The sequence below is a fragment of the Romboutsia weinsteinii genome (assembly GCF_002250835.2).
Taxonomy (GTDB): domain Bacteria; phylum Bacillota; class Clostridia; order Peptostreptococcales; family Peptostreptococcaceae; genus Romboutsia_A; species Romboutsia_A weinsteinii.
On record NZ_NOJY02000024.1, the window covers coordinates 15,108 to 30,743 of the forward strand.

Consider the following 15,636-nt stretch of genomic DNA (forward strand, 5'->3'; position numbering starts at 1 on the left):
TATATACATAGATGTTAAGGTTAGTTGATAGAATTTAAGCTATAATCTGTATACAATAAATAAAGGAGGTATGAAAAATATGATTAATACGAATTTAAAAAGATTAAGAAAAATCCATCAATACACACAAGAGGACGTAGCTGATAAACTTAATGTTTCTAGACAATCAGTAGCAAAATGGGAAAATGGAGAATCTACTCCTGATATAGATAGTTGCATCAGACTTTCAAAATTATATAATGTCAGACTAGACGACTTGGTTAATCATTCGGAAGAAATATCTGGTCTTATGGTACCACCTAAAGGAAAGTATTTCTTTGGAGCTGTTGTAGTTGGAGAGCGTGGTCAGATTGTTATTCCCAAAGATGCAAGAGAAGTGTTTAATATAAAATCAGGTGATAGATTATTGGTACTAGGAGATGAAGAAAGAGGGCTTGGAATTGTTCATGAACGCGACTTGATAAACTTTATAGGAAACATAGGTATAGTAACTAAAGAAGAGTGACTCTTAAGTAAAACTTATAAAAAGGATGGTTAATATATGAGTAAAATAGTGTTTTTCAGTATTCCTGCATATGGTCATACTAATCCTACAATTGAGGTGGTTCGTGACTTAGTAGACAGAGGTAATAAAGTATTATATTATTCTTTTAATGAATTTAAAGATAAAATTGAATCTACTGGAGCAAAATGTATTTGCTGTGATGAATATCTTCCAGAATTACGTTTGGGAGATGAGAAAAAAATTGGTAAAGATTTTTCTGCACTAATTGAGATGGTTGTTGATACTACCTTGTCTTTAGATGAAAAAGTTTGTAGAGAGCTTAGAGAATTTAATCCAGATTGTATTGTATCAGACTCCTTAAGTTTTTGGGGGAAGCTATTTGCACAAAAACTAAATATTTCATATGTATGCTCTACAACAACTTTTGCATTTAATAATTATACAGCAAAGATGATGAAGCAAAGTTTTGGTGAAATTATGCGTATAATTTTGGGAATGGGTCGTATTAATAAAAAAATAAAGCTTTTACGAAAAAGTGGATATGAGGTTAAAAATTTCATTTCTATGGTTACTAATGATAATGATACAAATACTATTGTATATACATCAAAGGCATTTCAACCAATGGTAGAGACTTTTTCCAATAAGTATTTTTTTGTAGGTCCATCTGTATCCAAGACTATTATTGAGTCTAAAGAAAGAACTAGGAAGCAAATATATATTTCACTTGGAACTGTTAATAATAAAAATATCAATTTCTATAAAAACTGTATAAAAGCTTTTGAAGAGTGTGAAGTTGATGTAGTTATGTCTGTTGGTAAGGATACTGATATTAAAAAGTTAGGATATATACCGAATAACTTTCAAGTAGAAAACAGCGTTGAGCAGGTTATAGTTCTTCAAAATACGGATGTATTTATTACTCATTGTGGTATGAATAGTGTTAATGAAAGCTTGTATTATGGAGTGCCAATGGTATTATTTCCCAATCATTCAGAACAGAGAATGGTAGCACAGAGAGTTTATGACCTAGGTGCAGGGATTATGTTAGATGAAAATAAGTCAGAATATATTAGATGTAATGCACTACAAGTTATGAACAATAATAACTACAAAGAATCTGCAGATAAATTAGCAAAAAGCTTTAAGGATGCAGGAGGATCAAAAAAAGCAGTTGATGCAATATTAAAGGTTATAAATTAAAAATTTACTACTAATGTATGAGATTGAAATAGTTGATAAATTTGTATTACTTAGTCTTGAGTATAATAGTGCTAAATAAAGTAAAAGTCTCATAATATATTATAAAAAGTAAATTTTGAGGTGAAGCATGAAAAAATATAAAAGAGGACAACCGAATTTATATAAATACACTCTAGCTAATACTAACCTAAGAAAAGAAAAATCTACTTCTGCAGATATAATCACTGTAATACCTGCTGGGTCTATGGTTCAAGTTATCGATGGTGAAGAAGATTGGTATGAAGTATCATATAATGGACAAAGAGGATATGTATATAGTGATTATTTATCCAAAACAAAATATACATGGACAGATGTTACTTTAAGATCTTACCCATCTGCCGAGTCAAATCCAGTAACTACAATTCTTCCGAAATCTATAGTTCAAGTGCTATCTGTAAATGGAGACTGGAGCCATGTTATGTATGACAATCAAGAAGGATATATATTTAGCTATTTCCTTTCTGATGATGGAAATCCGCCTGAGGGATATGATTTTGAGTATTTTTATACGGATATGACTATGTTTGTAAATGACAATCAAATTAAAAGCCCTACTACAAATTTAATTACAACAGACTTAGAAAATAAACTTACTTATGTATTTGAAAAAAATAATGATGGTTTGTGGAAATTACTATACAAGTGGTCATGTACAATAGGCAAACCTAGTACACCAACTATCGAGGGAACTTTTTATGTTAATGGTAGAAAACCTTACTTTGGTTCTGATACTTATAGAGTAAAATACGCTACTAGAATTCGAGGAAGCTACTACTATCATTCAATTTTATTTAATGCAGCTGGAACTGAAATAACTGATGATAGACTTGGAATGGCTTTGAGTCATGGATGTATTCGATTGGCTGTAGAAAATGCTCAGTGGATTTATGATAATGTGTTAGATAAAACTACTATAATTATAAATTAGTTTAATGTATAGGCTCTGTTAGACAAGTATCTGGCAGAGTCTATATTTATAAAATATAAAGGAAAAATTTATGAAAAGGTAAATCTTATGATGCTAATAGAAGACAGAAATAATCCTACATAAAATGTAAAAATATGGAACTAACGTATTGACTCTGATATAATCAATATTATATATGCATAGGGAGGAAATAAAATGGGGGACAATGAAGTAAAACAAGATGAAGAAGTAAGTAAAAATAAAAAAGACAATAGTGGGAATAATATAGTTAAAAAAATATCAATAGCGATACCTTTACTGGCGTTACTAGTAATACTTATATTAACATGCACAACAACAATAAAACAAGGGCATGTAGGGGCAGTATACGACAGATTTAAAAAAGGGATTCAAGGTTATACACTATCAGAGGGAATAAATTTTAAAACACCTTGGCAAAGCGTAAATGAATTTCCAGTATCTATAGAAACAGTATATATGAGTAAAGATATGAGAGAAGGGTCAGAAGCAGATGAATCTATATTAATAAGCTGCAATGATGGTTCATTAAGTGCAGACTTAACTTTTAGTTACAGATTCAAAACAGAAGATGTGCCAAAAGTACAAAGACAGTACAGAGGAAAAGGTGGACAGGAAATAATGAATAGTGTGCTTAGAGGGCAGTTAAGAAGCTGGATAAGTGAAGTAACTAAGAACTATTCTACTATGGAAGTTCATTTAACTAAAAAAGAAGTTGTTAATGAAAAATTAACAGAACACTTAAATAAAAAGGCAGAGAAATATGGTGTAATGTTTGAAAATGTATCACTAGCAGAAACTAGAGCATCTAAAGAAGTACAAGCAGCAATAGAGAAAAGACAACAAATAAGCCAAGAAGTAGAACAACAACGTCTACAATTAGAAAAAGCGGAAATAGCCAAACAAGCAGCACAGCTTGAAGCAGAAAAAAAGATAATTCAAGCAGAAGGTGAAAAAAAGGCAAATGAAATAAAAGCACAAGGATTGGATGAAAGAATATTAAGAGAGCAGTACATAAAAAAATGGGATGGAAAGTTACCTCAAGTAGTTGGCTCTGATTCTAGTATTTTGACTAATCTTGGTGAGTAAACAGTAGTATTTACAATGAAGTTAAATAAATATTAAGTATAAAAATACATTGCTTATTTAGCAGTGTATTTTTATATTTAATTTTAAATTATTTATATAAAAAAACCTTTAGGTTATCTTTATTATCAAGGGTTGCAAGTAAGACATTTCTTATATCAGTTTGATATAAACTTTGTAGTTTTGAAATAACCCAACCTTCATCTTTATTAAGTACTTTTAGCTCACTAAAATTAACTTTACCTTCTTTAATAATGATTTTGGGATAATAAAACGGTTCTGTTTTTATTTGTAACGATGAATGAGTAACTGGTTCGTACTCAGACTTTAAAAAAACAGAGAATTTACCATTAGGTTCCCAAGTTGCTAACGCTACCTTTTTAACATTATCTACTTTTTCTTCACGTAATTCCTCTAATAATACATCTATTGATAGTCTTGCCTTTTTTAATCCGTTATAAAGTATTTCACCATTTTGAACAATTGTAATCGGTGAACTATTAATAAGCCTTCTAAGAGATGGAAATTTAAGAATCATAAATATTCCACTAAGATATAGAACGACTAATACAATTGTTGTAATGATTGATCCCTCAAGTCCTAGTTTTTCATCAGACAATGGATGGGCAATAATATTTCCAATTACTAAAGTGATAGCAAAATCAATCAGCCTTAGTTGAGATATGGAACGTTGACCTAAGAGTTTTGCAACAGCAAGCAAAAAGAAATAAGCAATAATAGCACGAAGTATCCATTCAATGGTGCTAAGTGTTTCCTGACCATATAAAAAATCCATACAATATATCCTTTCTTTAAAAGATTTAGCATTTATGTTATTTTAACCAATAATTGAGTAAAAATTACTTACTCTTGGGAGTGAGGGATTTGAGTATACTCTTGGAATATTTTACAATATACAGATAAATTTAAAAAATATATAAAAAACATGCATGATAAGCAGGTAGATGCTGTATTGATGAGTAAAGTAAAAGAGTAGGTGTTTCGGGGCGAGTGACAGTAATTAAAAAATAAAAACCAGCCAACTTGAATAAGTTAGCTGGTATATATAAATATCAGGACAAGAAGTTATATTGCTTTAAATAATATCTCTATTTTAGCAAAACTTTAAAGTCACCTGATAATACTATTATTATATGACATTATTTTTAATTTATTACATAGTGAGGTATAAAATAATATTTAAAGGTTATATATTAAAGGACTACAGCATTTATGCTATAGCCCTTTAGAAGATGAAGTTATCATGACAAATAAAATATGAATACCAGTAAATTCTCATGCTAAAATTAATTAATATTTATTGCGAAGTTTTTTGAAGCAGCTATATTTAGGCATATAGCTATCATTATTATTACAATTGTACATAAAAAGATACTCTTTTAGTTATTTGGTATAGATTTTATCTTTTAAATAAGTTGGATAAGATCTACACAATATAACATATGTATAAAAATGTCGAAATGTTACGAAAAAAGTATTAATATAAAGGGAAAATTAATTTTATAAGAAAAAGATTTTATAGATTAAGAAGTTAAAAAACGAGGGTACGACAATAACAAAAGAGTAAGATTAAAAAACAAGCAATCTAGAATATATATAATATGTTTATATTTCTATCCCACTATAATTATACCACAAATAATTTATTTTTTTTAGACTGGGAATATATATATATTTCTATATAATTGATAGAGTGAATTAAACAAGTTAATTTATATAATAAAGGAGGATGTACCATGAGCATAAATAATTATGAATGGAACCTGGAAAATGAATATTTGCAAAAAGTCCTTGAAGAAGCTAAAAGACAGCTTGATGAAAAACGTAATGCTAAAGAGAAGTTAGAAAAAGAGGCTATAGAAACACAAAGAGAACTATGGAATGACTTAGGGTCTCTTTCTTCTGAAAATGGATTAGATCAACTTTCTGAGTTCATGTCATTTATGGATACTATGAAACATCAAAAAAGAAGCCATGAATTTACAAAAAAACTTGAGTCAAAGTATGAAAAAATGCTTGTATCTCCTTATTTCGGTAAAATTGACTTTGTTGAAGAAAAGGAATCGATTAAGGAAAAGTGTTATATTGGATTTTCAAATCTTATTGATGACGATTATGATTTTCTTGTATATGACTGGAGAGCACCTATTTCAAGTATGTTTTATGACTATGAAACAGGACAAGCAAGTTATGAATGTTTGGATGGCATAATCTCTGGAGAAATAACAAGTAAAAGGCAATACAAAATTAACAACGGTAAAATTGAGTATATGTTTGACAGTAATCTAAGTATTGATGATGAAATGTTACAAGCACTTTTGAGTAAAAACTCTGATGACAAGATGAAAGGTATAGTTACCTCTATTCAGAGAGAGCAAAATCAAGTAATTCGTAATGAAGAATATAAAAATTTAATTGTTCAAGGAGCTGCCGGAAGTGGAAAAACTTCTGTAGCACTTCATAGAATTGCATATTTACTATATAAACACAGAGAGACAGTAACAGCTGAAAACATAATAATATTTTCTCCCAATGATATTTTTAATGACTACATCTCAAATGTATTACCTCAACTTGGTGAAGACAATATGTATCAAACAACATTTAAAGACTATATGCATAAAGAGTTAGGCAATAGATTTAAAAAAGAGACTTCTTCACAAATGATGGAGTATATACTTGATTCTAATGAAAAATTAACATATAAAGATAGAATTAAAAATATAAAGCTTAAGACATCAGTAGAATTTATGAACATTTTAAAAGCATATATAAATGATTTAGAAACAAAAGATAGATACTTTAAAGATATTACTGTAAGAGGTGAATTAGTAATTTCAGCAAAAGATATACAAAATCTATTCTTTGATGATTATTCAAACCTACCAATTAAAAGGAGACTTGAAAAAATAAAATCAAGAATTATCTTTCTTATTGAACCCTATGAAAAAGCTTGGATTGATGAAGTATATAAGGAACTTGATGAATCTGGAGATTTTATAGACAAAGAAGAGATGAAAGAAAAAAGTACACAATTTGTAAAGAACAATTTAAATGATGTCTATGTTAAAATCTCACAAATGACAGAATTTAATTTAATTAAGATTTATAGAAATTTATTCAAGAATTTAAATAGATTCTTAAATAAAGCAAATATTGAATATGATAAGAACTTTATATATAGTATAAAGACTTACACATTAGATAATTTAAACGCAAATATACTTAATTATGAAGATCAAGTTATACTTTTATACTTAAAAGGAGCACTTGGGGATATTGTAAATACATCACAAATTAAATATGTAATTATAGATGAGGCACAAGACTATACTCCACTACAATATGAAATATTCTATCAACTTTTTAAATCTGCCAAGATGACTATATTAGGAGATATAAATCAATCAATTAACCCATTTATGAATGTTGGAAATTATAATAATATTTATAACATATCAAAGGATGACACTTGCATAATAAATTTAACAAAAAGCTATCGTTCAACAATGGAAATCACTAAATTCTCAAGAAATATTCTTATAGAAAATATAAATGATGAGTATGTTGAAAGGCATGGCGATGAGCCTAGTGTTATTGGTTTTACGGATAAAGACTGCATGAACAAAAAACTCATTGAAGATATAAAAGAGTACAAGCAAAAGAATTATAAATCTATTGGTATTATTACAAAAACAGCACGAGAAACTAGAGAAGTATATAGCTTGTTAAAAGAAAATGATATAGATGCAAAGTCTATAGAAAAAGATGATGATAAGTATATAAATGGTATATTAGTAATACCTTCATATTTAGCTAAAGGTCTTGAATTTGACGTAGTCTTTATATATGATGCAAGTAATAGAAATTATAATAATGAAGATGAAAGGTTACTTCTTTATACTTGTTGTACAAGAGCTCTTCATGTGTTAAATATATATTACTTAGGGGAAATTACTTCTTTATTAAAAAAATAACCCTAATACATTTAGAATAAAAGTGATTACATTGTTAAAAAAAGATTGAATAAATATGGAGTCAGTTGGATAATAATGAAATAGTTTAAAATATAGTTAAATAGCATATTGAATTTTTAATACTATAATTATAAAAAGGGCTAATTTTGTGTAATGGCCCTTTTTATAATTAATTGAATTTAAGTTAGTTTTGTATATTATGTTTTTTAAGACAGTTTGAACGACAGCATAGACCACAACTACAGCGAGTATCTCCAAATAAAAGATTATATGCAGATGGAAACTCAGTGTTAACAGCAATAACAGCCTTTGCAAATTCTGCATCATCTATAGGAACAGGATACAATGAGTCTGCTTTTTCTTGAGTATCAATAACTGCTCCAGAAGGAACAAATCTACCTCTAGCAATTACAACTCCATTAGTAACAACTGCCCCTATCCCAATATAGCAATTACTGCTAACACAAGCATTAAAGACAATTGATTTAAATCCTATAAAGACATTATCACCAATAAAGCAAGGTCCGTGAACCATACAATTATGGGCACAAGAAACATTGTTGCCTATATAAATAGAATATCTTTCATCATTAACACGCACATACTCTTTTTCTAGACCGTGTAAAATGACACCATCTTGTAAATTAGTGTTATTACCTATATAAAAAGGTGTACCTTCATCTGCTCGTATTACAACACTACAAGCTATAAAAACATTTTTAAGTATTGTTACATCTCCAATAATTGATGAAAAAGGACCTATGAAGGTAGAAGAATCTATTTTTGGGCATACACTACAAGGGTTTATACTGGTAGAAGGATTTGGACCTACAAAGTAAGCATATTGATTGTATGGTCCTGAAAGATTCGGTATATTATTTTCCATAAATGGCCTCCTTAGATTTATTACTACAATATATGAAAAAATTCGATGTATTGTTCGATTATTTAAAAATTTACTAATATTTACTAAAATTATAGGGAATATTATCTAATAAACTGGTTAACATATAATTGAAAGATAAAATAATAAAGAAGTAATAATGAATAAGTTATAAGTTTTGTATAAAGCATAAAAATATTATTTTATTAAAGGAGTGTCTTCTATGGCATATGATGATAAACAAAGAGACAATAATAGTAGTCTATTAAGATGGATAGGAAGATTCTTGCTAGTTGCAGTTATTTTAATGATAACTTCATTTGTAACTCCAGGGTTTACAATACGTGGAATGTGGTCATTTTTAATAGCTGCTGTTGTGATATCAGGATTAGATTATATAGTAGAAATGCTTATGGGAATTGATGCATCTCCTTTTGGAAAAGGCATAAAAGGATTTGTAATTGCAGCAATAATAATATATTTAGCTCAATTTTTAGTTCCTAATATGGGCGTATCTATTATAGGAGCAGCATTAGCAGCCGTTGTTATTGGATTCTTAGATGCAATATTTCCTGCTAGAGCTATGTAATTTTAAGTACATTAAAACTCATATCTATTAAGATATGAGTTTTTTTATGGTAAATTTACTATCAACTAAAATTGTTTGAACTATAAATATAAATGGAAGTTAGAAATAAAGGTACCTCCAAATATTATGTAGAATAGATAGACTATATAAAAGGAGGGGATATAATGAAGAAAATATTATCTTTTATATGTATAATAACAACTTTGTTAATTGGGTGTACAGATACAAAAGATATATCATTATCTCAAAGTGAAAAAATCGAAGACTTTAAATATTTGTACAAAGTAATAGAAGAAGGCTATCCATATCTAGAAGTCAATAAAAGAGTTAATAATGTTGATTGGTTAGCTAATAAGGAAAAATATTTAGAGAGAATTAAAAATACTAAAAATGATGAAGAATTTATATCAGAAATGACGAGTATATTATCAGACTTAAACAATGGACATACTCATACAATTAATGATGAAAGTATATATGAGTTTTTTAAAGAAATATATACAGATTCTGGAGAGTTTGACTTTTTAGAAGATGAAAAAGTAGTTGATAGATATAAATCAATTGGAACCACAAGTGAAAATAATAAAAGTCCTATAGTAAAAAAAGACGTAACAGTTAAAGATGTAATAAAAAACAAAGTTGGATATATGCATCTACCCCAAATGTATATAAATGAAGAAGATATTAAATTTGATATGGAAATTATAGGGGAGTATATAAACACATTAGAAAATCATCAAGCACTTATTATAGACATAAGAGGTAACTCAGGTGGTAATGATGCATATTGGAGAAATATAGTAAAGAAACTAATAACTGAAGACATAACTTCGACAGGATATGTATTGGCTAGATATAAAAATGAAGTCATGATAAATTATTATGACAAACTCGGATTAAGTTTTCAAAATATAAACAAACTACCAAAAGAAGTGTTAGAAAATGCACCAGAAGAAGTAACTAAGGATTTTAATTTATTTTTTGAAAGTAAATTAACAATACCTTCTGATAAGACTTCTAAATTTAAAGGAAATATATACCTTTTAGTTGATGACATAGTTTATTCATCAGCAGAATCCTTTGCAATATTTTGTAAACAAACGGGCTTTGCAACTTTAATAGGTGAAAGAACAGGTGGAGATGGTGGAGGAGTTACTCCTATATTATTTAATCTAGAAAATAGTGGATTGATAGTAAGGATGACTACTGATATGTTCTTAACTGGGGATGGAGTATGTAATGAAGAATTTAAGACTACCCCAGATTATGAAGTTGTGGATGTTAAGAGAAGAGAAAGTATTGAGGATGATAAATGTATTCAAAAGGTACTCGAATTAGAAAAAATAAAAGGGGAGATTTAAAATGTTTAGTAATTGGAATATAGTAAAGCATACATCGATATCAGCTGTAATTTCTTTGTGCATAGGCTTAATATCATATTTTATAATAAGCCCTACTAATTCATCTACATCAATTGGGGTTATTTCAGGTGATGGACCTAGTGCAATATACGCTAGCATAGGGTTTGACACAGTTATTCAAATAAGTATAGTAGCATTTATATTAGCTATGATATGCTATAAATTAATTAAAAAAAGATAAGATTATTACTGTAAAGAAATCCAGTAACCGTAAGTTGTTGGATTTTTTTATAGAATTATTAAATAAATATATTGACGGTAGGCAATTGTCGCACTATACTTTAATCAAAAGGTGGATAGTTGCCGTAAGAAAGGAAGGTGCTATAAAAAGTAATCACATCTAATGAATTATACAAATAGTGGTAAAAGGATTTCTAAAATCAGAAGAAGAAGGTAATTACTATGAGTTATATCATATTTGATATTCTAAAAACAAGCATATACATAAGCATACCAATTATATTAATAGCTTTATTAAAAGATAAAATTCTAAGTAAATATACTTACAATGTAAATTATATATTTTGCATATTGATAACTTTAAGAATGATTTTTATATCAAATATTCAAGTATATTTACCTGTTGAGTTTCAAAATCAAAATAATACAACTCTAAAAAGTATGTACTACATAAATAATGAAAATAGCACTTCACTAAATTACGTTAAAATATTATTTGTAATTTGGATGCTTGGGTTTGTTTATATTATCTTTAGAAATATATATAAACAAATTCTATTTTATAAAAAAATAAGAAATATATCTTACGAAGTTACTGACGATAAAATAATAAATAGTTTTGAAGAAGAAAAGAAAGCTTTAAAAATAAAAGGAAATATTGATGTACTTAAAGTGGATGGACTTTCTTCACCAGCTTTAATAAATACTTTAAGATGTAAAATAATAATACCTAATAACGACTATGATAAAAATCAATTAAAGTGGATTTTTAGACATGAGTTAACTCATTTAAAAAGAAAAGACAATTTGTTAAAGCTGATATTAATGATTTCTTGTGCAGTTCACTGGTTTAATCCATTAGTAAAAATATTAAAAGTATACTTTGATGATCAATGTGAACTTTCTTGTGATGAAAAAGTGCTTAAAAAATCTAATGTAGATGATACAAAAGAGTATGCTTTGGTGTTAGTTAACACATTAAGATATAGAAATACTCTAAAGGCTACTATGCTTTATTCTCAGTTTAATACTAGCAAAATTAATTTAATTAAAAGGAGAGTTGATGGAATTATGAATTTTAAAAGCCGTAAAAAAGGAACACTTATAACTATATGTGTATGTACTATTTCAGCATTTTCACTTATATCATTAAATGTAGGTAATAATCAAAATAGAGTATATGCAAATCAAGCTTCATCACATCAAGAAAATGAGCAAACTGTAAATGATAAAAATACTTTAGAGCCTAATAAAGAACGTAAAATAATAACTAAAGAAGAACTTAAAAAAAATCTTGAAAATGCTAATGAGAGTGATATGAAGGATGTTATGGAATTTTATCCAGATAAAAAGCATGAAGAATTAACTCAAGAAGAAGTAGATTATGCTTTAAATTTTTTGTTTACAGGTAAATGCAAAAAAGTAAATATAGGTTCAGATAGTTCTTATTCAATTAACTTAGAGCATCTATACGAAGATGGTAATAATTAATATTTTGGGTTGCTAGTGAAAATAAACAAATATACAGCATTGTAAATATGCTGTTGCAAGTTATACCTAATTGTATATTAATATTAACTAATGAGTAAAATAGCACTTAATAAAAAATAAGTGCTATTTTGTGTTTAACAAAATATATAATTAATAAAGTATGTATTGTTTATATCTTTAGTATATTTTCGATTATAAACTTTTTATAAATAAATACATTAAAAATAAGGAATTTTAATTAAAAACATTATATAATAGTTTAATCTTTATTTTAATAAAAGGAGTAATAAATGGAATATAGACCTATAGATATAGCTAGAAAATTAAATATAAGTACATCAACACTTAGAGTATATGAAGATATGGAAATAATCCCACCAGTTAAAAGAACTGATTCTGGCTATAGGGTATTTACCCAAGTACATCTTGACTATTTTACATGTATTAGAACAATGATAAAAGGATATAGCTTAGCATTTACTGGAGATTTGCTAAAAGAATATATGAAAGGCAACAAAGATAAAGCATTGTGGATGATTACAAAATCTCAAGCTGATTTATATAATGAAAAAATTAGATTAGAAAGAGTTGGGATAAATCTTTTAGAAAATCTGAATGATAAAAGCAAAAATTTAAAAGAAGATAAAAATAAGTTAATGACAATAAATGAAATCAGTAAAATTACAGATGTAAAAATCACAACAATACGCCACTGGGCAAATATCGGATTAATTGAATCAGCTAGGGGAGAGGGGAGTAATTACAGATTATTTAAAGAAGATCAAATTAAAGAAATACTAATTATACACGCTTTAAAGTACTCTTTAAAAATGAAGTACAATTATTATAATATGGAAATCCTAAAAAAAGAACTTAACAACTTCAAATATAATGAATCAAATACAAGGGACTTAATAGAAAATATAAATCTTTATCTAGATAAAGTTAATTTAGAGACAATAAAATCTATATCAGCATTTTATGAACTAATAATTAAAGAATAGAATTAAGAGCTTAAGTATAAAGAGAGAAATTAGAAAGTTTTAAAAGTATATATAAAATATTAAATCTAAAAAGGGTAGTAAGATTAAAATTACTACTCTTTTTATGTTGGAAAACGCCTATTTAGTGAACACTTTATGAAATCTAAGTTCTGATATAATTAATTTAAGAATAGCATGATATTAAAGTCTAATATGTTAGGAGGTAGTAGTTAATGATAAAAGGGATATTATTTGATTGGCATGGTGTATTAGTTGTAAATGATAATAGAAACCATAAAAAAATAGACGATATATACGCTAAGCTTTTACAAAACACTGCTATAGAACAGGAGATTATAGAGCTTGTTATGTCTTATAGAAAATATGATCCACTATGGGAATTACTACCGAAATTGAAAGAGAATTTTAGAATGTGTGTTGTTAATAATGGACCCAAAGCAACCTTTGATTATTGGGATAAATCCAATATACAAGTATAGTTAAAAGTTATTATTTTCAGAAATAATTATAAATTCTATTGATAAGTAGACTACAATATAAATAAGTTAGGAAAAGATAACTTAAAGAATGGGGGAATATAATGGTTAATAGAAATGAAAGCCTTATTAATGAGGCAAAGAAAAGTAAAAAACTACCTAATTTTATTTGGGCTTTAGTATTATCTATGATATTTATGTATGGAGGTTCACTTATAGGAGGATTTGGTATACTACCAATTTATCTTTCTTTAAGTATAATATCGTACTTTAAATCAAATCAAGAATTGCTATACTTATTAATTAGTTTATTATCATTTGTTTTTATATCATTAGTAGTATTTTTTAGAGTTATAAAGATAGAAAAAAGGAAGTTATCTTCCATAGGTTTTTATAAAAATAATTGGCTTAAAAAATACGCCTTTGGATTTGCTATAGGTATAGCTATGATGAGTTTAGTTGTATTAATATTATTTTTATTTGGATGTGTAACTGTTGAAACAAATGATATTCAACCAATAGGAGGCTCAGCAATACTACCTATATGTATAATATTAATAGGTTGGATAATACAAGGAGGCACTGAGGAAATATTAACAAGAGGATGGCTTATGAATGTTTTAGGGGCTAGATATAATGTAGCAATAGGTCTTATTATATCTTCAGCGTTCTTTGGATTACTTCACTTAGGAAATGATAATGTAAGCATTATAGCAATTTTAAATATAACCTTAGTTGGTATTTTCTTTGGACTATATGTTATTAAAACTAATGATTTATGGGCTGTATGTGGAATGCACAGTGCATGGAACTTTGCACAAGGAAATTTATTTGGATTTGAAGTAAGTGGAATAGATACTTCAGTTGGAACTTTAGTAGATTTAAATTTAGTTGGAAACAACTTTATCTCTGGAGGGATTTTCGGACCAGAAGCAGGATTTGGAGCTACTATTGTACTACTAGCAGGAATTTTTATTATATATGTTTTAGATAAAAAAGGTAAGTTTAACACTTATTAATAAAATGCTTTGTAGTTAGATTAAAAAAACTTCAAAAATTTAAAAATTATAAAATAAAACCAGCTAACTTACTTTAAGTTAGCTGGTTTTATTAACAATTGTAAATAAAGTATCTTATTATTTGAAATTACTTAGTTTTACTTCTCTCTTTTGCAACACCATTTTATACAGCAACCGCACTTACAGCATCTTTTTACGCATTCGCAGCATTCAAAGTACTCATGAGAAGGGTTTTTATGCTCGCAGCAGTCACAGCATTTGTCACAGTTGCAAGGTTTGTAATCTGGCTTATAATCAGGTCTATATTCAGGTCTACAGCAGCATTTACATTTATTATCATCATAAGGAGCAGAGCTAGGTTGATAGCTAGCTACATGAGAGTCAAAGTAATCGCAGTCACTCATATAGTCTTGCTCTTTGTAGTCGTCTTGGCAACCACAGTTACACATATCTTTATAGTCGTCTTTCCAACCACAGTTACACATATCTTTATTTTCGGAATTATACATTATAAATCACTCCTATTATTTAATTAGTATTTGGATTAATCTGTATAAGCTCTATAAAACCTACACAATATATCATATTAAGAATGGTGTAAAAATGATACATAAAATGAAAAAAAATGTAGAAAGAATAAATTTATAGTTATAATTGAGCAAAGTGGTTCAATTATAATCTTTTTAAGCATAAATAAAGGTATCTCAAAATATTATGTAGAATTAATAGACCATGAAGTCGTAGATGTTAAGAGAATATAAAATTTTAATGTTGATAAAGAGTGAAGTATGAG

Annotated in this window: 15 protein-coding genes; 12 read left to right on the forward strand and 3 right to left on the reverse strand. The window is 27.6% G+C overall.

From position 1 onward, the window contains the following. Positions 1–79: 79 nt before the first annotated feature. The 4 genes from CHL78_RS21615 to CHL78_RS12925 all read left to right on the forward strand — a co-directional run bounded on the left by CHL78_RS21615 (position 80) and on the right by CHL78_RS12925 (position 3,785). Positions 80–505, forward strand: coding sequence for a helix-turn-helix transcriptional regulator (locus CHL78_RS21615; protein ID WP_094368102.1), 426 nt, complete (start codon positions 80–82; stop codon positions 503–505). A gap of 36 nt (positions 506–541) precedes the next feature. Beyond that, positions 542–1,708 carry a macrolide family glycosyltransferase gene (locus tag CHL78_RS12915; protein WP_094368103.1) on the forward strand — a complete coding sequence of 389 codons (1,167 nt, stop codon included), beginning with the start codon at positions 542–544 and terminating at the stop codon, positions 1,706–1,708. Positions 1,709–1,835: 127 nt separating this feature from the next. Then, complete coding sequence (locus tag CHL78_RS12920) at positions 1,836–2,678, forward strand: L,D-transpeptidase family protein (protein ID WP_094368104.1); 843 nt, start codon at positions 1,836–1,838, stop codon at positions 2,676–2,678. 195 nt (positions 2,679–2,873) lie between these two features. After that, positions 2,874–3,785 (forward strand): prohibitin family protein, encoded by a 912-nt coding sequence (locus CHL78_RS12925; protein ID WP_094368105.1) that lies wholly within the window; start codon positions 2,874–2,876, stop codon positions 3,783–3,785. Between the two features lie 88 nt (positions 3,786–3,873). On the opposite strand, the gene CHL78_RS12930 is transcribed toward CHL78_RS12925, so the two are convergent. Further along, the gene (locus tag CHL78_RS12930) at positions 3,874–4,578 is read right to left on the reverse strand and encodes a DUF421 domain-containing protein (protein WP_094368106.1); all 705 of its coding nucleotides are present in this window, start codon (positions 4,576–4,578) and stop codon (positions 3,874–3,876) included. Positions 4,579–5,539: 961 nt separating this feature from the next. Here CHL78_RS12930 and helD point away from each other — a divergent pair. Further along, positions 5,540–7,780, forward strand: coding sequence for an RNA polymerase recycling motor HelD (helD, locus tag CHL78_RS12935; RefSeq protein ID WP_094368107.1), 2,241 nt, complete (start codon positions 5,540–5,542; stop codon positions 7,778–7,780). A gap of 184 nt (positions 7,781–7,964) precedes the next feature. On the opposite strand, the gene CHL78_RS12940 is transcribed toward helD, so the two are convergent. Further along, a complete protein-coding gene (locus CHL78_RS12940) occupies positions 7,965–8,666 on the reverse strand; it encodes an LbetaH domain-containing protein (protein ID WP_094368108.1) in 702 nt (233 codons plus the stop codon). Between the two features lie 220 nt (positions 8,667–8,886). Between CHL78_RS12940 and CHL78_RS12945 the strand changes: the two genes are divergently transcribed. The 7 genes from CHL78_RS12945 (at position 8,887) to CHL78_RS12975 (ending at position 14,843) form a co-directional block, all read left to right on the forward strand. After that, positions 8,887–9,252, forward strand: a complete 366-nt coding sequence (locus CHL78_RS12945; RefSeq protein WP_094368109.1) for a phage holin family protein — start codon at positions 8,887–8,889, stop codon at positions 9,250–9,252. 164 nt (positions 9,253–9,416) lie between these two features. Then, the gene (locus CHL78_RS12950; RefSeq protein ID WP_094368110.1) at positions 9,417–10,613 is read left to right on the forward strand and encodes a S41 family peptidase; all 1,197 of its coding nucleotides are present in this window, start codon (positions 9,417–9,419) and stop codon (positions 10,611–10,613) included. A 1-nt stretch (position 10,614) separates the two neighbouring features. Next, positions 10,615–10,854, forward strand: coding sequence for a hypothetical protein (locus CHL78_RS12955; protein WP_094368111.1), 240 nt, complete (start codon positions 10,615–10,617; stop codon positions 10,852–10,854). A gap of 221 nt (positions 10,855–11,075) precedes the next feature. Beyond that, on the forward strand, positions 11,076–12,344 hold the full coding sequence (locus CHL78_RS12960) for a M56 family metallopeptidase (protein WP_094368112.1): 1,269 nt from the start codon (positions 11,076–11,078) through the stop codon (positions 12,342–12,344). Positions 12,345–12,634: 290 nt separating this feature from the next. Continuing rightward, a complete protein-coding gene (locus CHL78_RS12965) occupies positions 12,635–13,348 on the forward strand; it encodes a MerR family transcriptional regulator (RefSeq protein ID WP_094368113.1) in 714 nt (237 codons plus the stop codon). 212 nt (positions 13,349–13,560) lie between these two features. Beyond that, a complete protein-coding gene (locus CHL78_RS12970) occupies positions 13,561–13,827 on the forward strand; it encodes a hypothetical protein (protein ID WP_094368114.1) in 267 nt (88 codons plus the stop codon). Between the two features lie 101 nt (positions 13,828–13,928). Then, complete coding sequence (locus CHL78_RS12975; RefSeq protein ID WP_094368115.1) at positions 13,929–14,843, forward strand: CPBP family intramembrane glutamic endopeptidase; 915 nt, start codon at positions 13,929–13,931, stop codon at positions 14,841–14,843. Positions 14,844–14,980: 137 nt separating this feature from the next. On the opposite strand, the gene CHL78_RS12980 is transcribed toward CHL78_RS12975, so the two are convergent. Continuing rightward, positions 14,981–15,352, reverse strand: a complete 372-nt coding sequence (locus tag CHL78_RS12980) for a hypothetical protein (protein WP_094368116.1) — start codon at positions 15,350–15,352, stop codon at positions 14,981–14,983. Between the last annotated feature and the right edge of the window lie 284 nt (positions 15,353–15,636).